20 protein-coding genes and 1 pseudogene are annotated in these 23,162 nt (G+C 43.1%); 10 read left to right on the top strand and 11 right to left on the bottom strand.

Annotated features, from left to right (window positions below):
- Positions 1-457: 457 nt before the first annotated feature.
- Both M595_RS02145 and M595_RS32650 read left to right on the top strand, forming a co-directional pair.
- Positions 458-2,569 carry an alginate lyase family protein gene (locus M595_RS02145; RefSeq protein WP_238987009.1) on the top strand — a complete coding sequence of 704 codons (2,112 nt, stop codon included), beginning with the start codon at positions 458-460 and terminating at the stop codon, positions 2,567-2,569.
- The gene (locus tag M595_RS32650) at positions 2,494-2,727 is read left to right on the top strand and encodes a PEP-CTERM sorting domain-containing protein (protein WP_083492759.1); all 234 of its coding nucleotides are present in this window, start codon (positions 2,494-2,496) and stop codon (positions 2,725-2,727) included. Before M595_RS02145 ends, M595_RS32650 begins: the two co-directional genes overlap by 76 nt.
- 1,261 nt (positions 2,728-3,988) lie before the next feature.
- Here the strand turns inward: M595_RS32650 and psaB are convergent.
- Complete coding sequence (psaB, locus tag M595_RS02140; protein WP_023064332.1) at positions 3,989-6,217, bottom strand: photosystem I core protein PsaB; 2,229 nt, start codon at positions 6,215-6,217, stop codon at positions 3,989-3,991.
- 148 nt (positions 6,218-6,365) lie between these two features.
- On the bottom strand, positions 6,366-8,627 hold the full coding sequence (gene psaA / locus M595_RS02135) for a photosystem I core protein PsaA (protein WP_023064347.1): 2,262 nt from the start codon (positions 8,625-8,627) through the stop codon (positions 6,366-6,368).
- A 523-nt stretch (positions 8,628-9,150) separates the two neighbouring features.
- On the opposite strand from psaA, the gene M595_RS28960 reads away from it, so the two are divergent.
- The 3 genes from M595_RS28960 to M595_RS02120 all read left to right on the top strand — a co-directional run bounded on the left by M595_RS28960 (position 9,151) and on the right by M595_RS02120 (position 12,831).
- Complete coding sequence (locus M595_RS28960; RefSeq protein WP_071809859.1) at positions 9,151-11,253, top strand: hypothetical protein; 2,103 nt, start codon at positions 9,151-9,153, stop codon at positions 11,251-11,253.
- A 120-nt stretch (positions 11,254-11,373) separates the two neighbouring features.
- The gene (locus M595_RS02125) at positions 11,374-11,856 is read left to right on the top strand and encodes a pentapeptide repeat-containing protein (protein WP_023064364.1); all 483 of its coding nucleotides are present in this window, start codon (positions 11,374-11,376) and stop codon (positions 11,854-11,856) included.
- A gap of 51 nt (positions 11,857-11,907) precedes the next feature.
- Complete coding sequence (locus M595_RS02120) at positions 11,908-12,831, top strand: alpha/beta fold hydrolase (RefSeq protein ID WP_023064437.1); 924 nt, start codon at positions 11,908-11,910, stop codon at positions 12,829-12,831.
- Between the two features lie 196 nt (positions 12,832-13,027).
- On the opposite strand, the gene M595_RS02115 is transcribed toward M595_RS02120, so the two are convergent.
- The 3 genes from M595_RS02115 to M595_RS02105 all read right to left on the bottom strand — a co-directional run bounded on the left by M595_RS02115 (position 13,028) and on the right by M595_RS02105 (position 15,139).
- The gene (locus tag M595_RS02115; RefSeq protein WP_023064327.1) at positions 13,028-13,696 is read right to left on the bottom strand and encodes an HAS-barrel domain-containing protein; all 669 of its coding nucleotides are present in this window, start codon (positions 13,694-13,696) and stop codon (positions 13,028-13,030) included.
- Between the two features lie 76 nt (positions 13,697-13,772).
- Positions 13,773-13,973, bottom strand: coding sequence for an NAD(P)H dehydrogenase subunit NdhS (locus M595_RS02110; RefSeq protein ID WP_023064329.1), 201 nt, complete (start codon positions 13,971-13,973; stop codon positions 13,773-13,775).
- A gap of 95 nt (positions 13,974-14,068) precedes the next feature.
- Complete coding sequence (locus M595_RS02105; protein WP_023064442.1) at positions 14,069-15,139, bottom strand: Mrp/NBP35 family ATP-binding protein; 1,071 nt, start codon at positions 15,137-15,139, stop codon at positions 14,069-14,071.
- 297 nt (positions 15,140-15,436) lie between these two features.
- On the opposite strand from M595_RS02105, the gene hemF reads away from it, so the two are divergent.
- On the top strand, positions 15,437-16,471 hold the full coding sequence (gene hemF / locus M595_RS02100; RefSeq protein WP_040483450.1) for an oxygen-dependent coproporphyrinogen oxidase: 1,035 nt from the start codon (positions 15,437-15,439) through the stop codon (positions 16,469-16,471).
- A 72-nt stretch (positions 16,472-16,543) separates the two neighbouring features.
- Positions 16,544-16,906 (top strand): STAS domain-containing protein, encoded by a 363-nt coding sequence (locus M595_RS02095; protein ID WP_009783692.1) that lies wholly within the window; start codon positions 16,544-16,546, stop codon positions 16,904-16,906.
- Positions 16,907-16,996: 90 nt separating this feature from the next.
- On the opposite strand, the gene M595_RS02090 is transcribed toward M595_RS02095, so the two are convergent.
- Positions 16,997-17,620 carry a chromophore lyase CpcT/CpeT gene (locus M595_RS02090; RefSeq protein ID WP_023064302.1) on the bottom strand — a complete coding sequence of 208 codons (624 nt, stop codon included), beginning with the start codon at positions 17,618-17,620 and terminating at the stop codon, positions 16,997-16,999.
- Positions 17,621-17,749: 129 nt separating this feature from the next.
- Complete coding sequence (locus tag M595_RS02085) at positions 17,750-18,091, bottom strand: glycoside hydrolase family 19 protein (RefSeq protein ID WP_023064388.1); 342 nt, start codon at positions 18,089-18,091, stop codon at positions 17,750-17,752.
- Between the two features lie 37 nt (positions 18,092-18,128).
- On the opposite strand from M595_RS02085, the gene M595_RS02080 reads away from it, so the two are divergent.
- Positions 18,129-18,887, top strand: a complete 759-nt coding sequence (locus M595_RS02080; RefSeq protein WP_023064387.1) for a RibD family protein — start codon at positions 18,129-18,131, stop codon at positions 18,885-18,887.
- A gap of 161 nt (positions 18,888-19,048) precedes the next feature.
- Here M595_RS02080 and M595_RS02075 read toward each other — a convergent pair.
- The 4 genes and pseudogenes from M595_RS02075 to M595_RS02060 form a co-directional block, all read right to left on the bottom strand.
- A pseudogene (locus M595_RS02075) lies at positions 19,049-20,167 on the bottom strand (alkene reductase).
- Between the two features lie 84 nt (positions 20,168-20,251).
- Positions 20,252-20,614 carry a thioredoxin gene (gene trxA / locus M595_RS02070; RefSeq protein ID WP_023064429.1) on the bottom strand — a complete coding sequence of 121 codons (363 nt, stop codon included), beginning with the start codon at positions 20,612-20,614 and terminating at the stop codon, positions 20,252-20,254.
- A 62-nt stretch (positions 20,615-20,676) separates the two neighbouring features.
- Positions 20,677-21,333 carry a peroxiredoxin-like family protein gene (locus M595_RS02065; protein ID WP_023064290.1) on the bottom strand — a complete coding sequence of 219 codons (657 nt, stop codon included), beginning with the start codon at positions 21,331-21,333 and terminating at the stop codon, positions 20,677-20,679.
- A 168-nt stretch (positions 21,334-21,501) separates the two neighbouring features.
- Entirely contained in the window at positions 21,502-22,083 is a 582-nt protein-coding gene (locus M595_RS02060) for a TetR/AcrR family transcriptional regulator (protein ID WP_023064268.1), read from the bottom strand.
- A 249-nt stretch (positions 22,084-22,332) separates the two neighbouring features.
- Between M595_RS02060 and M595_RS02055 the strand changes: the two genes are divergently transcribed.
- Together M595_RS02055 and M595_RS02050 are read left to right on the top strand one after the other, a co-directional pair.
- Positions 22,333-22,671 (top strand): P-II family nitrogen regulator, encoded by a 339-nt coding sequence (locus M595_RS02055; RefSeq protein WP_023064425.1) that lies wholly within the window; start codon positions 22,333-22,335, stop codon positions 22,669-22,671.
- A gap of 79 nt (positions 22,672-22,750) precedes the next feature.
- Positions 22,751-23,161: a hypothetical protein gene (locus M595_RS02050; RefSeq protein WP_023064315.1), complete on the top strand. Its 411-nt coding sequence runs from the start codon at positions 22,751-22,753 to the stop codon at positions 23,159-23,161.
- Position 23,162: the final 1 nt, after the last annotated feature.

The following is a 23,162-nucleotide window of genomic DNA, read 5'->3' as shown; positions in this document are numbered from 1 at the left end:
TATCAAAAGTCATCTCTTTATTAATTTATCTATACATCCTAGATCTTTAGATGTTGATCAAGTAAGATTGAGGTTTTTATAAGCTTTAAAACAAGAATTTTTGATATGAAATTGTAAATTTTTTTGAGTTAGTCTTGTGATTTTATCAAATTTTGTATATTGTGAGATAGACTGAAGATTATAATTTATAGCTTTTTTTGGGTTATTCACACTTTGGGTGCTATCTATAAATATTCTCAGCTTTACGTAATTGTCTTTCTATTCACTGATTATAATAATTGATTTAATAATCAATTATTGAGATTAAAAATCAAAACCAGGGTAAGTTATCATGATTGAAAGTTGGTTTAATACAGAAAGATTTAAAGATTTTAAAAACCTGACTAAAACTTATTTAAAAAAAGCGAAAATAAAAATAAAAATTAAGTGTATATATCCTTTAACTAAAAACTGGCTGATGTCAGTTAATACGGCAAAAAAAATAATTAGATATCAGTACAAAACAGATTGGAGTGCTATCTCACTTCCAGAAATTTGTGAACTATACCCCCAGCGAATTAAAAATATATTTTTGAGTCTGAACTTAGACACGGAAGGTTTACAAACAGTTAAAATAGCGACCTCTAAAGGGAATTGGTTAGAAGCTTGTGAAGCGTTACTCGAATATTACTGTCATTATAATCCCACAGTATGGCAACATCAGCTTGCTGTTAAACCGAATACTATCCATTATTCTGATCCTGAATTATTACTCAAAGATACCTTTACCTTTCAATTAGTGACAGGGAAAGTACCCCGTCTATCTGATCATCATTTAGACTGGTCATATAAAGGCCCAAAAGATGATGAACAATGGGCTTGGTTTCTCAATCGTCACTATCATTTAATAGATTTGTTAATTGCTTATAAAAAAACGAATAATTTAGACTATATTTGCTGTTTAAATAATCAGATTATCGATGGGATTATTTCTAGTTCATCATCAACAAATACATCGACCTGGGCGCAATTGCGAGGGTTAGAAGTGGCTTGGCGCATGATCCATTGGTCATCGGTTTTTTATAGTTTACAACCTATTGAAGCTTTTTCTCCTGTGGCTTGTATCCTGATGTTATCAAGTATTTCCGATCATGCTAATTATCTACGACATTTTCATGCTTGGGGAGCCAATTGGTTGTGTCGAGAAATGAATGGTTTAGCAACGCTTGCTTTATACTGGCCGGAATTTAAACAGTCTCAAGAATGGTTTAAATATGCTCAATATCATTTAGTTAGCCAGATCAATATTCAGGTCTATCCCGATGGAGTTCACAAGGAATTAACAAGCCATTATCACCGAGTTACAATGGATGATTTTCAGAGTTTTGCTCATTTACTCTTGCAATCAGGTCAGCCTGTTCCCCCATTGTTTCAAGAACGTTTAGAACAGATGTGGAGTTACTTGGCTTATTCAATGCGTCCCGATGGCTATGGTGTTCTTAATAATGACTCAGATAGAGATTATAATCAAACCATTGTCAAAAAAGCCGCAATTGGTTATGAGCGATTAGACTGGACTTATATTACTACCCATGGAAAATACGGTCAAAAGCCGATGGTCAGACCTTCTATTATTTTTCCTTGGGCGGGTCAAATGGTGATGCGAAGTGGTTGGGATAAACAAGCTCACTGGGCATTTTTTGATATGGGGCCGATGGGAATTAACTATCATATTCATAATGATAAACTGCATCTTTCTGTCGCTGCTTATGGACGGGATTTATTAGTTGATAGTGGTCGATATAGTTATGTTCGCAGTCCTTATTGGCATTATTTTCGAGGGTCAGCCAGTCATAATGTGATTTTAGTTGATGGCGGTGGACAAAAAATGGATATTCGGGAAACTTATCGTCCGCTTACGGCAAATATTAGCTATAGTATTTCTGATGAGTTAGACTATGCCCGAGGTTGTTTTAAAGCTGGATTTATTGGGGTTTCAGGAATAGTTACTCATACTCGGGCGGTTGTCTATCTCCGTGATCAATACTGGGTCGTTGTCGATCAAATTTTCACGAACCGTCCCCGTCAAATAGAAACACTATGGCATTTTCATCCAGATTGTACTGTCGTTACTGAAGCAGATACTGTAGGTTCTGTGGATGAAGGGTTAGGAAATCTGAAAATTATTCCTGTTTCTACTCTTGATTGGACGGTGAATTTGGTTCAAGGTCAAGAAAATCCGGTTCAGGGTTGGTGGAGTCGGAAGTATAATCATAAGCAACCGAACCCAACGGCGATGTATTCAACTCAAATACAAACTTCAACTTGTTTTGCTTGGGTTTTGGTTCCTGCAAAAGATCGAGTTCTTGGGGTTGATGTTCATGTGTTTTCGGCTACTTCTGATACAATAATTTTATCGGTTAAAATTGGAGATCACAGTCCTGCTAAAATAGCAGTGAATTTCAATAAAAATAAATCCTTAAAACTTAGTTCAGACTTAATATTGTTCGGTGAATGTGCGGTTTTACGTCAGGGAAAAGTCCCTTTGTTGGCTGGCGGTTCTGTAGAGGAAAGGTTTCAGGAACTTTAATTGCTAGAGATATCGCTTTGCAGAATGCTACAATTGATGGAGTCTATTTTGTTCCGGAACCATTTACGATTCTAGGAACAGGTACAGCTTTAGGATTTGGAGTTTTATTTAAGAAGGAATCTTCTAAAAAGCGAAAGAAGGAGAAAGCAAAAGTCTAAATAATAAATACCGTTCAAACTCATTTTCAATATAGATTCAAGATAGACTATTTGTTGATGAGATCATCAGTACATAGTCTATTTTTTAGATTTTTTTAAAGTTAATCAGAAACCCTACAACAATAACAGCATCCTAACTTGTTTTCTCAGTGACTTCCTCCTATGTAAAAATAGATCCAGAGTTACACTAAAAATGATCATTTAGTTGCATTGCTCTCTGTTAACTATTTGAGGAAATATGAGAATACTTTGTGGATGCTGTTACCGATATTTGACGAGACAGATTTGAACTTAAACAGCTTTCTTAACCTCCTAGTTAAGCAGATTGACTTCCTCTTTATTCAAATTGAAATAGAGTTACATTAAAGAGTGTTATTGGTTTTAATGTATTGCTCCCAAATCACCATTTGAGGAAATTTCTGCAACTCAGGCAGGTGATGCTATGTGAAATGACAGACTTCAGATGAAACAGTGTGTTGACCTCCTTGTTTCAAAGTAAACTGCGATGATTAGCTTTGTCAGATTGAGTTCGAGTGAACCCTTCAAACATTGCCTGTTTATCTGTCAAATGAAGCTTGATTAGCTTCTATTAATAATGTAATTCTTTATCTATTGATCGGCAAGCCAATTCAACTAAAGTTTACAATCGTAAGTGTAATGACTGTAAATGATATTAATTTAGGTAAATAATATTCTTCTGATATAGCGCGAAGCGCTCTTGCAATAGGCAATCTTGCGGCCCGGCAACAGCAGACTATGAAAGCGGTGCGACCCCCTAAAGGGTTCATTAGTTGCGTGACTGTCGGGGAACCCGCCTCTCGCAGTCACTCATGGGGGAAACCCGCGCGCCCCCTTGCTGCTTCACCAACGCACTGCACTCACCACCTGCGGGCGCTAGCGCTTGCCTCGCGACTTGCGGTCAGACCCCAGCGAGGTTTCCTCGCTATGGGAACGCTGACCAAGACAGGCGGAATAGTCGAGAGCGCAAAGTCCGGTCTTGGTGGTTTCCATCAAGGAGGAACTTTGCAATCTTAGTGCTTGCCTTGCGACGGGCGCGGAATAGTCGCTCTGGAAGTTCGCAATCTTAGCGAAGTTTGCAATCTTAGGGAACGCGCACCAAGAGAGGATTCTAGGATTTAGAAATGTCAAACACCGAATTTTGTACTGCTATATCTAATAGTTGTAATTTTTAACTCATAAAAAAACCCCCGTCATGTGACGAGGGATTCAGCTTCAATTAAGCAAGTTTAGCAAATCTAAATTAACCAAACTTACCCGCAGTCGAGGCAATCAGGAAGGCCGCATAGGTCAGAACATAACCGACCGTAAAGTGAGCCAAACCAATCAAACGACCTTGAACGATGGACATTGCCACAGGCTTATCCTTCCAGCGAACTAAGTTAGCCAGGGGAGTACGCTCGTGAGCCCAGACCAAAGTTTCGATCAACTCTTGCCAATAACCGCGCCAAGAGATCAGGAACATGAAGCCTGTTGCCCAAACCAGGTGTCCAAACAGGAACATCCAAGCCCAGACAGATAAGTTATTCGTTCCAAAGGGGTTGTATCCGTTAATCAGCTGGGAAGAGTTCAGCCAGAGATAATCCCGTAACCATCCCATCAGGTAGGTTGAGGATTCATTGAACTGAGCTACATTACCCTGCCAGATACCCAGATGTTTCCAGTGCCAGTAGAAGGTTACCCAACCTAGCGTGTTTAACATCCAGAACATAGCCAGATAGAAAGCATCCCAAGCGGAGATGTCGCAAGTACCGCCACGACCAGGACCGTCGCAGGGGAAGGAATAACCAAAATCCTTCTTATCCGGCATCAACTTGGAACCGCGAGCATCCAACGCACCTTTAACCAAAATCAAAGTGGTGGTATGCAGACCCAGAGCGATCGCATGGTGAACCAGGAAGTCGCCAGGGCCAATGGTTAAGAACAGAGAGTTCTTACCAGAGTTAATCGCGTCTAACCAACCAGGTAACCAAACGTTACCGTGATTGGGCCATGCAGTGGTTGCAATGCTATCGGGGTTCGACAGCAAAACATCCATGGCATAAACAGCTTTTCCGTGAGCCGCCTGAATGAACTGAGCAAATACAGGTTCAATCAGGATTTGCTTTTCAGGAGTACCGAACGCAACAACAACGTCATTGTGAACGTAGATTCCTAAAGTGTGGAAGCCCAAGAACAGAGACACCCAGCTCAGGTGAGAGATGATTGCCTCTTTATGTTCGAGCATCCGAGCCAACACATTACCTTTGTTTGCTTCTGCGTCATAGTCACGGACGAAGAAGATCGCACCGTGAGCAAAAGCACCAACCATCAGAAAACCAGCAATATACTGATGATGGGTGTACAGTGCAGCTTGAGTGGTGTAGTCCCGCGCTATAAATGCGTAAGGCGGTAGGGCATACATATGCTGGGCAACCAAAGAAGTGATTACGCCCAAAGCAGCCAACGCCAAGCCTAACTGGAAGTGCAGAGAGTTGTTGATGGTGTCATACAACCCTTGATGAGGCAGATTAAACTGACCTTCATTCTTAAAGCCGAACAGGGGATCTTTGGAATTGAGCATTTCTTTAATGCTATGACCAATTCCAAATTGAGTCCGGTACATATGTCCAGCGATGATGAATAGCACAGCGATCGCTAGATGGTGGTGAGCCATATCCGTCAGCCACAGAGATTCAGTCTGAGGATGGAATCCACCCAGGAAGGTCAGAATAGCTGTTCCTGAACCTTCAGAAGTCCCAAACACGTGGCTCGCAGTATCCGGATTTTGAGCGTAAACACCCCAGTTTCCGGTGAAGAAGGGAGCCAAGCCTGCCGGGTGAGGCAGAGTGCTGAGGAAGTTATCCCAACCCACGTGCTGTCCGCGAGACTCAGGAATGGCAACGTGTACCAGGTGTCCTGTCCAAGCCAAAGAACTGACCCCAAATAGACCAGCCAAATGATGGTTTAAACGAGATTCCGCGTTTTTGAACCAGGAGAGGCTAGGACGATATTTGGGCTGGAGGTGCAGCCAACCTGCAAACAGGAAGATTGCAGACATTAACAGCAAGAAGATAGAACCTTGGTAGAGATCACCATTGGTTCTCATTCCGATGGTGTACCACCAGTGGTAAACACCTGAGTAAGCGATATTAACCGGATTAGAAGCACCTGCTTGCGTGAAAGCATCTACCGCAGGCTGTCCGAATTGGGGGTCCCAAATCGCGTGAGCGATCGGACGGACATTTAAGGGATCTTTAATCCACTGTTCAAAATTACCTTGCCAGGCGACGTGGAACAGGCTGCCAGAAGTCCAGAGAAAGATGATGGCGATGTGACCGAAGTGGGAAGCAAAAATCTTTTGGTAAAGATTTTCTTCCGTCATGCCATCATGACTCTCAAAATCATGGGCTGTGGCAATCCCGTACCAAATCCGACGGGTGGTCGGATCTTGAGCCAATCCCTGACTAAATTTGGGGAATTTGGTTGCCATAAGTCCTAACTAAATCGTCTTCTCTTACGAAGTTGCTCCTTGACGTTTTTCGCCAAGATCGCACTTCGCGCTCTCTTGCGATGGTCCGCTCAAGGAATTAGAGCAAGGCGTGAATAATCCTTCACCCTAACCCTTAAGCGGCAGACTCTCATCCTACTGAAATGATTCGAGCCAGGAAGAACGCCCAAGTGGTGACGATTCCTCCAAGAAGGTAGTGAGCGACTCCAACAGCCCGACCCTGAATAATGCTCAGAGCGCGAGGTTGAATAGCGGGAGCTACCTTGAGTTTATTATGTGCCCAAACGATCGATTCGATCAGTTCTTGCCAGTAGCCACGACCACTGAACAGGAACATTAAGCTGAATGCCCAGACAAAATGCGCTCCTAAGAACAGCAAACCATAGGCAGACAGGGCAGATCCGTAGGAGGTAATTACCTGAGAAGCTTGCGCCCACAGGAAATCACGCAACCATCCGTTAATGGTAATGGCACTTTGGGCAAAGTTACCATTAGTGATGTGAGAAATTGTACCGTCTGCTCCTACAGTTCCCCAGACGTCAGACTGCATCTTCCAACTGAAGTGGAAAATCACAATCGAGAGGGAATTGTACATCCAGAACAGACCCAGGAACACGTGATCCCAACCGGAAACCTGGCAGGTACCACCCCGACCCGGACCATCGCAGGGGAAGCGGAAGCCTAATTCACTCTTATCTGGAACCAGGCGAGAACTGCGGGCGAACAGAACACCCTTCAGCAAAATCAAAACGGTAACGTGAATGGTAAAGGCATGGATATGGTGAATCATGAAATCCGCCGTACCCAATGTAATTGGCATCATTGCCACTTTACCGCCCACTGCAACGACATCGCCGCCAAAGGCTGGGCTAACGCTCGCCAAAGCGTTCGGTGCCGTGCTACCGGGAGCCAAAGTATGTAGGTGTTGAACCCACTGAGCGAAGACTGGCTGGAGCTGAATCCCGGTATCTGAGAACATATCTTGAGGACGACCAAAGGCTCGCATTGTATCGTTATGAACGTACAAGCCAAAGCTATGGAAGCCTAGGAAAATACAAACCCAGTTTAAGTGAGAAATAATCGCGTCACGGTGACGAATTACCCGATCCAAAACGTTATTGACGTTCTTCGCTGGATCATAATCACGCACCATGAAAATGGCACCATGAGCACCTGCACCCACAATCAAGAATCCGCCAATCCACATATGGTGGGTAAACAGCGATAGTTGAGTGGGATAATCGGTGGCAATGTAGGGGTAAGGCGGCATCGCATACATATGATGAGCGACGATGATGGTCAAAGAACCCAACATTGCGAGGTTAATCGCTAGCTGTGCGTGCCAAGAAGTGGTTAGCGTTTCGTAGAGACCTTTATGACCTGTACCACCGATCAGTAGTGGATCTTTATGGGCCTCTAGAATTTCCTTCATGCTGTGACCAATACCCCAGTTGGTACGGTACATATGACCAGCAATGATGAAGAGTACAGCTAAGGCTAAGTGATGGTGTGCTGTATCTGACAACCACAACCCACCTGTTACCGGATTTAAACCGCCTTTGAAGGTTAAGAAGTCTGAGTAGACTCCCCAGTTTAAGGTGAAGAAGGGTCTTAATCCTTCTGCAAAGCTGGGATACAGCTCGGTCATTAAATCCCGGTTCAGAATAAACTCATGGGGCAGGGGGATGTCAGCGGGGGCAACCCCAGAATCCAGAAGCTTATTGATCGGTAAGGACACATGAATTTGGTGTCCAGCCCAACCTAAGCATCCCAAGCCGAGCAATCCTGCTAAGTGGTGGTTCATCATCGACTCCACATTCTGGAACCATTCCAGTTTGGGAGCGCGTTTGTGATAGTGGAACCAACCTGCAAACAGCATCAAGCCTGCCATAACCAGCCCACCAATAGCGGTGCAGTAAAGCTGGAATTCATTTGTGATGCCGGATGCACGCCAGAGTTGGAACAATCCAGAGGTGATTTGAATACCCTGGAAGCCTCCTCCCACATCTGCATTTAAAATTTCTTGACCGAAGATTGGCCAAACAACCTGGGCACTCGGTTTGATGCCTGTGGGGTTTGTTAACCAAGCTTCATAGTTTGAAAACTTCGCGCCGTGGAAGTATGCGCCACTTAGCCAGATAAAGATCACAGCTAAATGACCGAAGTGGGCGCTAAAGATTTTGCGCGAAATATCTTCTAAATCACTGGTATGACTATCGAAGTCGTGAGCGTCGGCGTGGAGGTTCCAAATCCAGGTGGTGGTATTTGGACCTTTCGCTAGATCACGTCGGAAGTGACCGGGTTTTGCCCATTTTTCAAACGAGGTATTGACCGGATCTTTATCGACCGTAACCTTCACCTTCGCCTCCGGCTCTGGAGGACTGATGGTCATTGAGACTCTCCTCTCCCTATGACAAAAACTCTACGTGTTGCTGATTATGAAACAAGTGATTAAACTTTTTCAAAATCCTTAGCAAAAGTTAATGTATTACTAACATTTGCTAGAGGGCAACATAACTCCCTTTTACTTTACTACAAGAGTGGAAAATTTGAATTTCACACTCAACCCCTCTTTAGCACTTCGGAAATTTCCGCGCGCCGCTTTCAAAGGGCTGTTGTATCTAAATGATATATCATCTTTACCTGTCAGGGGGAAATGGCTTGTTAACAATAATTAAACGCATCTATAACTATTGCTGTATATGGGTTATAGTCTGTTTTGAGTCAAAAAAATCACGAAAAATCATTGATAAATGTTACAAAACTTAAACTAAATGAGAGTAAGTTCTTAAACTTATAAAGCTCTTGAGAGGCTAAAATTCGCTCGCGCTGTTTAGTCAATGATCCTTTTGGGCTATAGTTCCCTATGGAAGCCTTCTATACAAAATTGGATTTGGGAGTTTCAGGAGAACTCAATGTTGAACAGGAATTGCGGTCGGACAACCCTAAGAAAACGGTTAATATCTGCCCTAGCCGTCATCTTGGTCTTAAATCTTCTCGGATGTGAGCAACCCGAATTACCCGAACCCAGTCCCCCGAATTTGTCAGCCCCTCGACCAACAACCCAGATGGCGGAAGTCTCACCTCCAAAAGCGATTCAAATGCTTCATCAGCCCCTGGATGTCTATCAACCTCAAATCACCATCCTGAGTCCTCAACCCGACGAAATCCTTCAGGACAATACCCTCAATGTCCAACTGCAAGTGCAGGACTTACCCCTATTTCGAGATAAAACTTTAGGTTTGGGGCCACATTTACAAATCCTTCTCGATAATCAACCCCTAGAAAATATCTACACCCTCGACAAGCCCCTGGTTTTATCCAATCTAGAAGCCGGAACCCATACCCTGCGAATGTTTGCGGCTTACCCGTGGGAAGAAAGCTTCAAAAACGATGGCGCTTATGCTCAAACCACCTTTCATGTTTTCACCAAAACTCCAGAAAACAACCCCAATCCCCAACTTCCCCTGTTAACTTATAACCAACCCCGAGGAACCTATGGAGCCGAACCCGTTCTGTTAGACTTCTACCTGGCGAATGCTCCCCTGCATTTGGTGGCTCAAGAAAATCCCGAAGATGAAATTGTCGATTGGCGAATTCGCGTCACTGTCAACGGCGATAGCTTTATCCTTGATCAATGGCAACCGATCTATATAAAAGGTATAAAACCAGGAAAAAACTGGGTACAACTCGAATATCTCGACGAACTCGGTGAACCCCTAACCAACGTCTACAATAAAACAGCTCGCGTTTTTACCTATAATCCCAACAGTCAAGACACCCTCTCTAAACTGGTACGCGGTGAACTGAGCATCGCCGAAGCCCGTCCCATTGTTGATCGTCGCTATGATGTTAAAGCCGTCACTCCAGTCGTTGAAGAAACGCCAGAACCCGATCTTTCTATCCCGCCAGTTGAACTGACTCCAGAAGTCGATATTTCCCCAGAAGTCGATATTTCCCCAGAAATTGAAACGGTTCCCTCAGAAGAAGAAATTCCTGAAACTCCAGAAGCCGATATTTCCCCAGAAATTGAAACGGTTCCCTCAGAAGAAGAAATTCCTGAAACTTCAGAAGCCGATATTTCCCCAGAAATTGAAACGGTTCCCTCAGCAGAAGAAATTCCTGAAACATTAGAACCCTTAGAAGAAACCGAAGACATCGAAGTAATTCCTGAAACAGATATTCCTTCAACCGTCGAAGAAGCATCTGTTTCAGCAGTCGAGGAAATTACACCCGCAGAAGAAGAACCCTCACCCTCACCCATTACTGCTGTTCCCGTAGAACCCTCACCCTCACCCATTCCCATTCCCCAAACAGGTGGATGGTTGAACCGCCTTCAAGGTCAAATTCGTCAACTCCCCGTATTCGAGAACAACAATTCTGAAGCGAGTCCCTCAATAACTCCAACGCCTACCCAAGAACCCTCGGAAACTGATAATGTATTCAAACGCATTTTGAGCCGTTTTCAGCAAATTCCTCTATTTCAGCAAAATACTTCCCAACCCTCACCTGAACCCGTCCAAACCTTACCCGAAATTGTTGATCAGGCTCCTATTCCCGAACCCACTCAACCCATAGAACCCGAAGACTCTCCCGAACTTGTTCCCGACGAGTTACAGCCATCGACAGAAATTTCGCCCACACAGCCAACTGATGAAATAGTAGAGGAAACCCCTGTTGTTGAACCCGAACCTGTTCCTGAAATAGTAGAGGAAACCCCTGTTGTTGAACCCGAACCTGTTCCTGAAATAGTTGAGGAAACACCTGTTGTCGAAGCCTCACCTGTTCCTGAAATAGTCGAGGAAACACCTGTTGTCGAGTCGCAAACGCCTGTTGTTGAACCCGAACCTGTTCCTGAAATAGTCGAGGAAACACCTGTTGTCGAAGCCTCACCCGAACTAGAAGAACCCGTAGTAATTACCCCAGAAGCCTCACCCGAACCCCTTCCTGAAATTGTTGAGGAAACTTCACTTGTGGAACCCGAAGTTGAGTCAAAAGAATCTAACCTAAGCCCCTAACAAGGCAGTTAAGTTTAAGCTAACCTAGATAGACGTGGCTTTTTTCTGTAAAAGCTGCGTTTTTTATTGGGCAAATTGTCAGAGATTGAGCCAGATTTTTATTCAGGGAGTTAATCTTAGATGACTGATACACGACATCTTGCCATACTCAAACAAGGGGTTGCAGTCTGGAACCACTGGAGAAAACAGAACCCCGAAATTCAACCCGATTTTAAAAGTGCTGATTTAAGATCGGCGATGCTACGATTATCTAGCCTGAAAGGACTCAATTTAACTCAAGCGGATCTCCGTCAAGCGGATCTCAAAGGTGCTGATTTGTGGGAAGCAAACCTCAAAGGTGCTGATCTCACAGGTGCAGACTTGAGAGGTGCTAACCTTTGGGGAGCAGATCTTTCCCAAACTCAAACTTTTGGTGCAAATTTTCAAGGTGCAATTCTCACAGGTGCTTGTCTTTTAGACTGGAGAATTGATCGCCAAACAAACTTTAATAATGTTTTATGTCGGTTTATCTACTGTCAAGCCAACCAACAAGAACGATTTCCCCTCGATCCCGAGGTGAGTTTTGCACCAGGAGATTTCGTTCGCTGGGTTCAAACACTATAGAATCGAAGTAAATTTTGGAATAAATAAGTTGTGATCTCAACACCATTGGTTATGGAACCGTCAGCAACCCCAACACCGCAGTTTTATACCTGGAAAGGATATCGTTGTGCTTATGAAGTTCATTCGACAATCGATTCTGAGTCTTCACAACATTTACCTTTGCTGTTGATCCATCCTATTGGTGTGGGATTATCCCGTCGGTTTTGGTATCGGTTTTGCGATCGCTGGCAACAACAAGGTTATCAAAATCCGATTTATAATCCTGATTTACTGGGGTGTGGTGACAGTGAAATGCCTCATGTGGCTTACCAACCTCAAGATTGGGCTGAACAATTGAACGAATTTCTGCAAACGGTCATCAAAAAACCTGTATTACTGGTGGTACAGGGAGCGCTTCTCCCAACGGCGATCGCTTTAGTTGAGTTACAGCAACAAAAACAAACCCAGTTAATTAAAGGTTTAGTGTTATCTGGCCCTCCGGCTTGGCGAGTAATGACGGACGGGGGTTCACCGACTCAACATCGACTCCTGTGGAATTTGTTTTTTGATGCTCCAATTGGGAGTTTATTCTGGCTTTATGCTCGTCGTCGTCAATTTGTCGAGTCTTTTTCAATTCGTCAATTGTTTGCTGAAACTGAAGCGGTGGATCAACATTGGCTTGATATGCTAGAAGCGGGTGCGATTAACCCCAAGAGTCGATATGCGGTATTTGCATTTTTAGCCGGGTTTTGGCGAAAAGATTATGAGTCTGCAATGGCGGAGATTCAACAACCGACGTTAGTGGCGATCGGCGACTTGGCTTCTAGTATTAGCCGCAAAGGGTTTTCAGAAACGCCTGAACAACGCGCGGCAGCTTATCATAAGGGATGGCCGAATGGTCAGTCTCGGATTATTCCGGGTCGAAATGTCCTACCTTACGAATCAACAGAGGACTTTATTGATCTTGTTGCTAAGTTTATGTCCAGTCTCCAGTAAGTTTTCTTCCATAATATTAAGGATCATGCTGAAACCTGAACCCGGATTTTGGGTTTGGGTTTTTGTCTTTTGAGTCTCTGAGGGAGGCGATCAGTTGTTGATATCCAATCTACATCACTTGAAAAAGGTTTTTGTTCTTATTTGAGAAAGGTTATAAGTCAAAAGTGATAAGTGTTGACTATCTCCCTAACTCTCCTCAAGGATGAATTTGTTTAAGAATTACCCGCAAACGATCATAGTCATCTCGTAACACAAGACTTAAAGTGCGCCCCGCTTCCACAAGCCAAGAACGATCACAATTTCGCAGTTGATAAATATGACGAATCGCCGCAGCAACCAAAGACTCAACAGGTGCTTGATTGACTTGCAGTAAGGTTCGCAGAAAATCAAATTCCTCGCTAAAGTAAATAATATCTGTAGATTCACAGTGGTAAACCGCCTGATGAATTTGCGGAGGACGAGGCGGAATGTATTGATAAACCAAACCTCGGGGGGGTTCAATCCCATTATTACCCGTAGCCGGAGTTTCAAACCCGACAATCGCCGCTCTAAATTCAGTTTTCAGCATTGCAAAAATCTGCGGTTGTTCTTCCCGTAACTCTTGCAAGGATAACCCCAAGGCTCGCGCTCGGTGTACCGAATCAATCGGACTGGTGGTCACATGATATACGATCGCATAAATTTGATTACCCGACTCCTCATCACTCGATTTGATCCAACTGCCAAACGGAGGCATAATCGGAAATGTCAGATCTTCAGATTCAAGACACTGAGCTAAAAATTCACAAGTTGTTGTCTCAATCACCTCTCCAATATGACGGGGATGACGAGGAGTGGTACTAAATTGAGGAAAGGGAAGACGCATGAGCAAATACCCGACAAATCATTACAGACAGGCAGGTAGAGGACTGTTGAATTGATCCTGAACCTGCCCGATTTTATTATTTTTTCTTCGCTTTCCGTCCGGCTGTCGCATCAACGGGTTCGATCTCAGAAAGTCGAAACGTGACTAATTTATCCCAGTTTCCCCCTTCAAACAAAATCGCAACTTTTCCATCGCTAATCCGTTGCACCTGTCCTTGAAAACCGAAGTAGGTATCACTTGCATTAATGACACGAACTGCTGAACCGGGGAGAATCATTGCTTTATCCTAAATTGATCTCTACATTCCTCAGTCTACAGAAAATTCGAGAATTCGGAACAGCTTTAAAGTGATTAGATTTTTGGCAACAATCGTTAAGCAAGAGCCGCAACAGAGACTTTCGCCGCAATTCGTTGAGCAATTGCCATTAACTCTATCGCAGCAGCAGACTCGGGATGAGCGATGACGATGGGAACTCCGTTATCACAGCCTTCTCGCACAGGCATTTCTAGAGGAATTCCGCCTAAGAGGGAAACACCGAGTTCTTTCGCCGTTTTCTCGCCACCCCCCGAACCAAAGATGTCATATTTTTTCTCTGGGAGATCGGGCGGGATAAAATAACTCATATTTTCAACAATTCCCAGGATAGAAACTCCCAGTTGTTGGAACATTCGTAAACCTTTGCGAGAGTCCAGGAGTGAAACGGTTTGCGGTGTCGTCACAATCACAACACCCGACATGGGAACCGCTTGCACCAAGGTAAGTTGAGCATCTCCAGTTCCTGGTGGCATATCCACAATCAGATAATCGAGTTCGCCCCATTCGACTTGGTAAAGAAACTGACGAATAATCCCATTCAACATCGGGCCACGCCAGATCACGGGTTGATCGCGATCAATCAAAAACGCCATAGAAACCAACTTAACACCATAGTTAAAAGCCGGTTCTAAGACTTCACCCTGTTTGCCCTGATGAACCACGACTTGGTAATCTGAAAGTCCCATCATGGTGGGGTCATTGGGGCCGTAGATATCCGCATCAATTAACCCAACTTTGGCACCCATTTGGGCAAGAGCAACCGCAACATTGACTGCAACGGTACTTTTTCCCACTCCTCCTTTTCCACTCGAAATGGCGAGAATATTCTTGACCCCTTCTATGCCTTGGCGATCTGGTATCGATTTCTGTTGGGGAGTTTCAGCCGTGACATCAACGGTAACTTGTTCGACTCCCGGAAGTTGCTTGACTGCTTTTTGACAATCTTCAACGATGAACTCTCGTAACGGACAAGCCGGAGTGGTGAGAACCAGGGTAAAGCTGACATCACCTTGATTGATTTCGATATTGCGAATCATATTCAGTTCGACCAAACTTTTTTGAAGTTCGGGATCTTGTACGGGTCGCAGGATTTCTAACACAGAGTTAACATCGAGGGAATTTGACATCTTGGTTTTTGATTAAATAAGCCAGATCAATGGGGGTTGCTGATCGCATCGAGTACGATTTCCTCCCTACTCTATTTTTGGGCAGAGCCGGAATAATTAAGTTTTGATGACGATATTTTAACGAAAAGAGACAATCTCTGGAAGCGCAATTCACTCAAAGATCAAAGAGTTGACGCGATCAGGTTAAAATTAAAATTTGTGAGATTAACCTATTGACCAAGTTGGGTTAAAGCTCGGATGATTAAATAGCTTGGCAACGAGCAATGGTTTAGCAACCACGAATGTTTAGGAGCGGTTATGACAGCTTCGAGAGTATCTGAAAAAACTAAAATGCCGAATCCGCCAGGGGCAGACTCCCAAGCTAGAGTCAGCCAATTTATGAAGCAGATTCAAGATGAAATTTGTCAGGGTTTGGAACAGCTTGATGGTAAAAGCAAGTTTCAAGAGGACTCCTGGGAACGTCCTGAAGGGGGCGGAGGCCGATCTCGTGTACTTCGCGATGGTGATGTATTTGAGCAAGGGGGGGTGAATTTTTCGGAGGTTTGGGGTAAAAATTTACCGCCTTCGATTTTGGCTCAACGTCCGGAAGCTGAAGGTCATGGATTTTACGCTACAGGCACTTCTATGGTGTTGCATCCGCGTAATCCCTACATTCCCACTGTGCATTTGAATTATCGCTATTTTGAAGCCGGGCCGGTTTGGTGGTTTGGAGGCGGTGTAGATCTGACGCCTTATTATCCCTTTGCTGAAGATGCGGCTCATTTTCACAAAACCTTTAAAGCGGCTTGCGATCGCCATCATGATCAGTATTATCCGGTGTTTAAACATTGGTGTGATGAATATTTTTACATCAAGCACCGTCAAGAAGCCCGAGGAATTGGCGGGATTTTCTTTGACTACCAAGATGGTCAAGGAGAACTCTATCGCGGCCCCCATAGCGACAGTGAGGCGGCAAAATACTCCGGACAAATAGGCTCCCTGGAAACCCGAGATTGGGAAGCGTTATTTGCTTTTGTACAGGACTGTGGACGCGCCTTTTTACCGAGCTATCAGCCGATTGTTGAGCGTCATCGAGGGACAGAATATGGCGATCACGAACGCAATTTTCAACTGTATCGACGGGGCCGATATGTAGAATTTAATCTTGTCTACGATCGCGGTACGATATTCGGGTTACAGACCAACGGACGCACGGAGTCGATTCTTATGTCTTTGCCACCTTTGGTAAGATGGGAATATGGTTATCAACCTCAACCTGGAACCCCAGAAGCCGAACTGTATGAAACGTTCTTGAAACCCCAAGATTGGGCTAACTGGACTGCTCCCAACTAACAGGTCTGAGTTAAACTACTGTCAGAAGCAGCAATCAATCATTGCTCTATCGAACATCCGAGGGGACGGTCAGTGATTCATATCGATCAAAAGGAACATACGACCCAAAATGGAACAAAAGTGATTGTCTTGGCTCCCAGTGGACGCTTAGATATCACTACGGCTTGGCAATTCCGCCTCAAGTTGCAAGAGTGCATCTCGAAACTCAGTCGTCATGTTGTCGTCAATCTTGGTCAAGTTAACTTTATTGATAGCTCTGGCTTGACGTCATTGGTGGCAGGGATGCGCGATGCGGATAAAGTTAAAGGCAGTTTCCGCATTTGCAATGTTCATCCAGAAGCTAAATTGGTGTTTGAAGTCACCATGATGGATTCTGTGTTTGAAATCTTTGAAACCGAAGAAGAGGCACTTGAGGAAGGTGTACGAGCTAGTTAGGATTAGGGATTAGGGACTAGGGAGAACAACTGCTGAATACAGTTTGTTAATAACTTTACTTCCCCATTCCCGACTCCCCACTGCCTAACTTTAGGGTTGAATTGAGAGTTCAGAGGCAAAGTCTTGAAGTTTGACAAATCGAAATGGGCCTAATAATGCTCCCCAAGTCGCTTGACCTGTTTGGGGGTTGATTCCTTTATCGTAGCTGAAGAAATCATTGGGCATTGCTTCAAAGCCTAAATCGATCTGAATGGTTTGATTTTGAGAGGTGAAGCAACAGCGAGTATTTTCGGGCAGATTGGCTTTAAAGTGATAAGTATTTGCCGAGAGTTGTTGATAAGTCACATCTAACCGACAACCCGGAAGAAATTCAAGCTGTTCGGGTGTAAGCTGTCTGAGTTTCTCTACATGACGACCTCCGCCTTGAACCGCCTTCATGTCTTTGAGCATATGATACTGGACGTGTAGACGTTCTGGACTCTCAGGAGACGAGTAGAGTTGCATAATTCGTTGACGATAAGGCTGATCGAGAGTTGAAGCGTTGGCTTGTTCCACAAACAGGGTAATACTATGGTTAAAAATAGGGGTTGGTAAGGGACGATGCCAAAGGCGGAGAGAAACATACCAAACGGGTTCAGCAGTGGCTTGTGCTTGATTGTCAAACTCACCTGCGAGATAACGGGCTAAGGCAATTAGTTCGGGTGAAAAACTCATTTTTCGATCTCAAGTTTTCAACTATCCTACTTTCTCACAAGGCAGAAGTCAGAAGTTAGAAGGCAAGATCTCCCTATCTCCTTACCGAGAAATAGGCATAATTTTTGAAAAAAACAATCGTCTAAAATTTTACCCTAATTGGGTTTGCCAATTCATTGCATAAGTTTGAATCTGTTCTGCTTGGTCAGTACCATTAATAATCTGACGCGCACTCCAAAAATCTACATGGTTATTTGAAATATAGTCATCCAGTTTTAGAGTCGTAAAAGCACCCCATTTCATGCCATGAATTAGAATAAAAAGTGCAAGATCTGGACGCATAACAAGATCAGGATTATTCACCAAATCTAGCCCTAGTATATCAGAATATTTCCGATAATTGTAATCCCACGTTAGCTGTACATAGCCTCGTCCGTAGTAGGGATAATATCGTAAAGTCTGGCGGTGATTTTCCCCTGCGGGTTCACCCAAATAAAAAGTACAGAAGAACGAAAATAGATTAGAGTTAATGAATAATATAAATTCTCAAAACTTGCTGAACCGACCTCATACAACCGTTATTCTCGCGATGAGTGCAGATGGTAAAATAGCGGATAAAAATCGCTCACCCGCTCGATTTGGTTCATCTACAGATACAACTCACCTGGAAACTCAAATTGCTGATGCGGATGGGGTGTTATTCGGGCGAGGAACTTTGGATACCTATGGTACAACGTTAAGTGTTTCTTCAGAAGAATTATTACAGCGACGTCAACAGCAAGGAAAATCTCCTCAACCGATTCAAATTGTCTGTTCAAGTTCGGGAAAAATCAATCCCAACTTACGATTTTTTCAACAGTCTGTACCTCGATGGTTACTAACAACTTTACCCGGAGTCGAATCGATTAAAAAAGAGAATTTTAATTTAACTAATTTGTCAGATCCATCTGCTCATTTTCAACAAATTTTAATCGCTAAAACACTTTCTGAACATTCTCACTCCATTGACTGGAACGATGCTTTTCAACAATTGATGCACATGGGACTCAAACGGTTAGCAGTTTTAGGGGGAGGTCAATTGGTGGGTTCATTAATTCAAATGGATTTAATCGATGAATTTTGGTTAACGGTTTGTCCTCTGATTATTGGTGGTGTTGATGCGCCTACTCCAGTGGAAGGAAAAGGATTTTTGGCTAATGTGTCTCCTCGTTTACAGTTATTAGAAGTTAAACAGGTAGAACAAGAAATTTTTCTACATTATCAAGTTGACCGAAGTAATAAAGCATAATTTAAGTTGATTTTTTGATCCGCTCAATCCATCAAAATTACACCGGATTAAAACCCGATAATTCCTGTTTATTGACCGACAATTTTCGGAAGTTTTTTATATCAAAAATTTTAGATTTATAGGATGAGCAATGCCCACCCTATAATAGAGTTATTAACTGATTAGACAGTCGTCAATACTTTTAACTCATCGAGGAAAGGATAGTCTGTATAACCCCGGTGATCACCTCCATAAAATGTCGAGCGATCATACTCATTTAACGGTGCATTTAAGGCAAATCTTTTCGGTAAATCAGGATTAGCAATAAACAAGCGACCATAAGCCACTAAATCTGCATCACCTTGTTCTAAAACGGCTTCTCCGCTTTCTCGAGTGTACCCTCCGGCTGTGATAATTGTACCTTGATAAATCGACCGAAAATGACGCGCACCTAATCCATTTCCGTCGTCTTCAACAGTAACATTTCCTTGAATTCTAGGTTCGACAATATGCAGATAAGCCAAGTTAAACCGATTTAATTCTGAGACAACATAATTAAACAAAGCCTCATAATCAGAATCAAATACTGTCCCAAATGTACTACTAGGTGATCACCTCACCCCAACTTTATCTGCATCCCAAATACTGGTGATGGCTTCTACAACTTCCATCAAAAAGCGCGCTCTATTTTTGATCGAACCGCCATATTGATCTGTACGTTGGTTGGAACCATCATGAAGAAACTGATCTAGTAAATAACCATTCGCACTGTGAATTTCTACCCCGTTAAATCCTGCTTCTAGAGCATTTTTTGCACCCTGACGATACTGTTCAACAATTGCCGGAATTTCTTCGGTTTCTAACGCTCTCGGTGTGACAAAAGGTTGCTCTCCTGAAAAGGTATTTGCCTTTCCTTCTGGTGCAATTGCACTCGGCGCTACAGGTAACTCTCCATTGGGTTGTAAAGAGGGATGAGAAATGCGACCGACGTGCCAGAGTTGTAAGAATATTCTGCCATTATTTTTATGTACTGCTTGAGTGATTTTTTTCCATCCTTGAATTTGTTCGGGTGAATGAATTCCAGGTGTATTAGGATAACCTAATCCTTGGGGTAAAATTTGAGTAGCTTCACTAATAATTAACCCCGCAGATGCTCGTTGAGTATAATAAACCTCATTCATTTCTTGAGGAATATTGCCTGCTTTTGCCCGCATCCGAGTTAAGGGTGCCATCACCATCCGGTTAGGGAGTTCATAAGCGCCGAGTTTAAACGGTTTTAACAAATTAAGATCAGTATTCATGGCTAATTTTTGGATAGGTTGATTACAATTTTTGGAATTTTTGAGGAAGTGAGGAAGGCTACAATCAGCCTTCCTTTAAATGAATTAACTCACAGAATTAGAAGTTGACACTTGTTCGAGTAATTCCTTCAGTTGATTTGATAAGACAGACTGATCGACAACACCAGACACTCGATAAACTTCTTCGCCTTGACTGAAAAATAATAGGGTGGGAATGGCTTCAATCCGATAGTCAGTGGGGAGTTCTTCGTAATTGTCAACGTTTAATTTACTGAATTTCACAACCCCATCAAATTCTGCGGCTAATCCTTCGATAATCGGATTCATTACCCGACAAGGGCCACACCACGGCGCCCAAAAGTCAACGACAACGGGTATTGTGCTTTTGAGAACTTCTTCTTCAAAGTTTTCATTGGTTAATGTGATGTATTTTGTTGGGTCTGACATGATTGGATTCCTCCTCAAGTTGTGTTTGGGGTATGGCGATACCTTTCCCCATCTGAGGGTGATTATACGGCTACAGGAAAATTTTTCAATGTAGCGAGAATTTCTTCTGGATCTAAACGCTGGGTATAATCCGCTTTGACAAACCCTTGAACAATGATTCCGTTTTGATCTATTACATAGGTTGCAGCAATGGGTAATTCAAAGGTTTTATTCCCATTATGAGCGGGTATATCAATCCCAAATTTTTGGTAAATGGGGCGTAATTCTTCCGGAAGGGTAAACACTAATCCAAATTTTCTGGCGACTTGATTTCCGACATCACTTAAGACTTCAAAGGTGAGTTCGTTCTTTTCTAGTGTTGATAGAGAATGGTCAGGGATTTGGGGAGAAATCGCTACTAACTTGGCATGAAATTGTTCGATTTCAGGCAAATATTTCTGTAGGGTTCGCAGTTCTAAATTACAATAGGGACACCATTCACCTCGATAAAAAGCAATTACAACTGGCCCGGATTTGAACAATTTTTTAAATTCGACTGTTTCGCCCACTGCATTTGGAAGTTGAAAATTTGGGGCTTGATCACCGACTTTTAACGCTTTTTCCACAAGACCCGATTTGACTAAATCTTCTGTTGCTTGATCCATGACTGCTTTGATATCTTCGGGATGATTCGCTCGCAGTTTGTTTTGTAGATTTTGCAGTTCTTGAGTCAAATTCATCGTTGACCTCCTTTTTTTGGAATGATTGTTCCAGTTATTTAAAAAAAATAGAGTTCTCGGCAGTTACTTTCCTGGAGAGAGCAACTTAGAAAACCAGTGAACTTGTTTTTTCATATTTTTAGAATAACAATTCTGGAACGAATAGTCAAGTATTTGGATCAAGTTTCCTCAATCCAAGACAGAGAGAAGGATTTGGACGATTTCTTCTAAGGCTTGGGGATCGGAATTCACTTTGGAGATCACTCGCAAGCCTTGTAAATTACACGTAAAATAACGCGCTAAGGCGGGTAGATTCTTCTCGGCTGAAATTTCGCCTTTTTCCTGCGCCCGTAATAAAGCCTTATAGAAAGCCTGTTCAATGCGTTGGAGGTTATTGGCAACTCGCTGGGCTGTATCCGGGTCATGGGGACAAAGTTCAACGGCGGTATTGGTGACAAAGCATCCCCGACGTTCGGTGTCTGCAACGATGCGATCGACTAAACTCTTAAAATGATCAATAATGGCTTGTTTTGAGGCATCTGGGGCTTCTAAACGGGCAATCGCAGAGCGTACAATGGTCTGATCATAGTGGGCGATCGCTTCGAGAAATAAAGATCGTTTATCCCCAAAGGTATCATACAGACTACCTCGATTGATTCCCATACTTTGAGTCAAATCCTGGACAGAGGTTCCTTCGTAGCCATAACGCCAAAACGTCTCCATTGCTTTTGCCAAAACTTCTCCGCGATTAAACTCCTTGTGCCTTGCCATGACTTGTATTTGGGATGAGACATAATCAGTTTATCATTTCTGGAATGATCGGTAAAATATTTAAGTTATAGCACTACGCGAATACATGATTGTCATTTCTAAATCCTAAAACCCCTTCCCAGTCTACTGTTCCCTGTTCCCTGTTCCCTGTTCCCTGTTCCCTAGCGCGTAGCGCTATAAAAACTAGAGCAAAAAATCTGTTATGAAAGATACAGAAATTAGACTTAGAAAATCTCAGGAGTTGCAATGATGAAAAAGATAGAAGCCCTAATTCGTCCCGTCCAGTTTGACTCGGTGGTGACAGCTTTAGTGGAAGTTGGAGTTGTGGGTATGAATGTCACGAATGTTCGGGGTTATGGTCGTCAGAAAGGTCAAACCGAATCTTATCGAGGAGTCAAACACGTTATTGAGTTTCATCCCAAAATAAAGCTAGAAATCGTCGTTGAAGATGAAGCTTGTGAGTTTGTTGTCGAAAAATTGGTAGAAGCCGCGCAAACGGGTCAAATTGGTGATGGTAAAATATTTATTCGGTCAATTGAACATATCATTCGTACTCGTACAGGTGAAACGGACTTAGAAGCGCTTTAATCAAGCATTAAGAGATTCAAGAAGCGAGATAAAGATAAACTATGCTAGAACTGTTGCTATTCGTGCAAGGTCGTTAGTGATGATATTAGTCTTGTTGAGAATTGTTGTTTTTGCATCAATCATGGTGTTGGGGTTGGGGAATGGGTTGACTGAGGCGCAATCCCTAACGCCTATTTTATTAGTTCAAACTGAGACGGAATCAGAATTTACCCTTCCTGAAACTGTTTATAATTTAACGAAGCAACCGGGGGTAAGTGGAACAAATTCTGTTAACTTTCAAACGGATTTAAGTTTAACTGAAGCGATAGATTTTTATCGTCAAAGTCTGACTGAACAGGGATTAAAAGAACGAGAAATAAATACTGCGATTACAGAGACGACTTTTAACCTCGTCTTTGAAGGGGTAGAAAATGGATTAGCTGTGGTTGTGCAGGGGGTTGATTTAGGTGAACTCACAAATGTTAATATTCGCTATGAAAAGTTGGATTAAT

The organism is Lyngbya aestuarii BL J, from assembly GCF_000478195.2.
GTDB classification, from domain to species: Bacteria; Cyanobacteriota; Cyanobacteriia; order Cyanobacteriales; family Microcoleaceae; genus Capilliphycus; species Capilliphycus aestuarii.
The sequence above is the reverse complement of the archived record's forward strand: the minus strand, read 5'-3'. Positions and strand labels throughout refer to the sequence as shown.

Coding starts and splice junctions, on each gene's coding strand:
- M595_RS28960 (WP_071809859.1), top strand. CDS start 9,151: ATGTTGAACAGGAATTGCGGTCGGACAACCCTAAGAAAACGGTTAATA.
- M595_RS02115 (WP_023064327.1), bottom strand. CDS start 13,696: ATGCGTCTTCCCTTTCCTCAATTTAGTACCACTCCTCGTCATCCCCGT.
- M595_RS02080 (WP_023064387.1), top strand. CDS start 18,129: ATGAATAATATAAATTCTCAAAACTTGCTGAACCGACCTCATACAACC.
- M595_RS02060 (WP_023064268.1), bottom strand. CDS start 22,083: ATGGCAAGGCACAAGGAGTTTAATCGCGGAGAAGTTTTGGCAAAAGCA.
- psaA (WP_023064347.1), bottom strand. CDS start 8,627: ATGACCATCAGTCCTCCAGAGCCGGAGGCGAAGGTGAAGGTTACGGTC.
- M595_RS02105 (WP_023064442.1), bottom strand. CDS start 15,139: ATGTCAAATTCCCTCGATGTTAACTCTGTGTTAGAAATCCTGCGACCC.
- M595_RS02110 (WP_023064329.1), bottom strand. CDS start 13,973: ATGATTCTCCCCGGTTCAGCAGTTCGTGTCATTAATGCAAGTGATACC.
- M595_RS32650 (WP_083492759.1), top strand. CDS start 2,494: ATGTGCGGTTTTACGTCAGGGAAAAGTCCCTTTGTTGGCTGGCGGTTC.
- psaB (WP_023064332.1), bottom strand. CDS start 6,217: ATGGCAACCAAATTCCCCAAATTTAGTCAGGGATTGGCTCAAGATCCG.
- M595_RS02065 (WP_023064290.1), bottom strand. CDS start 21,333: ATGAATTTGACTCAAGAACTGCAAAATCTACAAAACAAACTGCGAGCG.
- hemF (WP_040483450.1), top strand. CDS start 15,437: ATGACAGCTTCGAGAGTATCTGAAAAAACTAAAATGCCGAATCCGCCA.
- M595_RS02090 (WP_023064302.1), bottom strand. CDS start 17,620: ATGAGTTTTTCACCCGAACTAATTGCCTTAGCCCGTTATCTCGCAGGT.
- M595_RS02120 (WP_023064437.1), top strand. CDS start 11,908: ATGGAACCGTCAGCAACCCCAACACCGCAGTTTTATACCTGGAAAGGA.
- M595_RS02125 (WP_023064364.1), top strand. CDS start 11,374: ATGACTGATACACGACATCTTGCCATACTCAAACAAGGGGTTGCAGTC.
- M595_RS02055 (WP_023064425.1), top strand. CDS start 22,333: ATGAAAAAGATAGAAGCCCTAATTCGTCCCGTCCAGTTTGACTCGGTG.
- M595_RS02145 (WP_238987009.1), top strand. CDS start 458: ATGTCAGTTAATACGGCAAAAAAAATAATTAGATATCAGTACAAAACA.
- trxA (WP_023064429.1), bottom strand. CDS start 20,614: ATGTCAGACCCAACAAAATACATCACATTAACCAATGAAAACTTTGAA.
- M595_RS02050 (WP_023064315.1), top strand. CDS start 22,751: ATGATATTAGTCTTGTTGAGAATTGTTGTTTTTGCATCAATCATGGTG.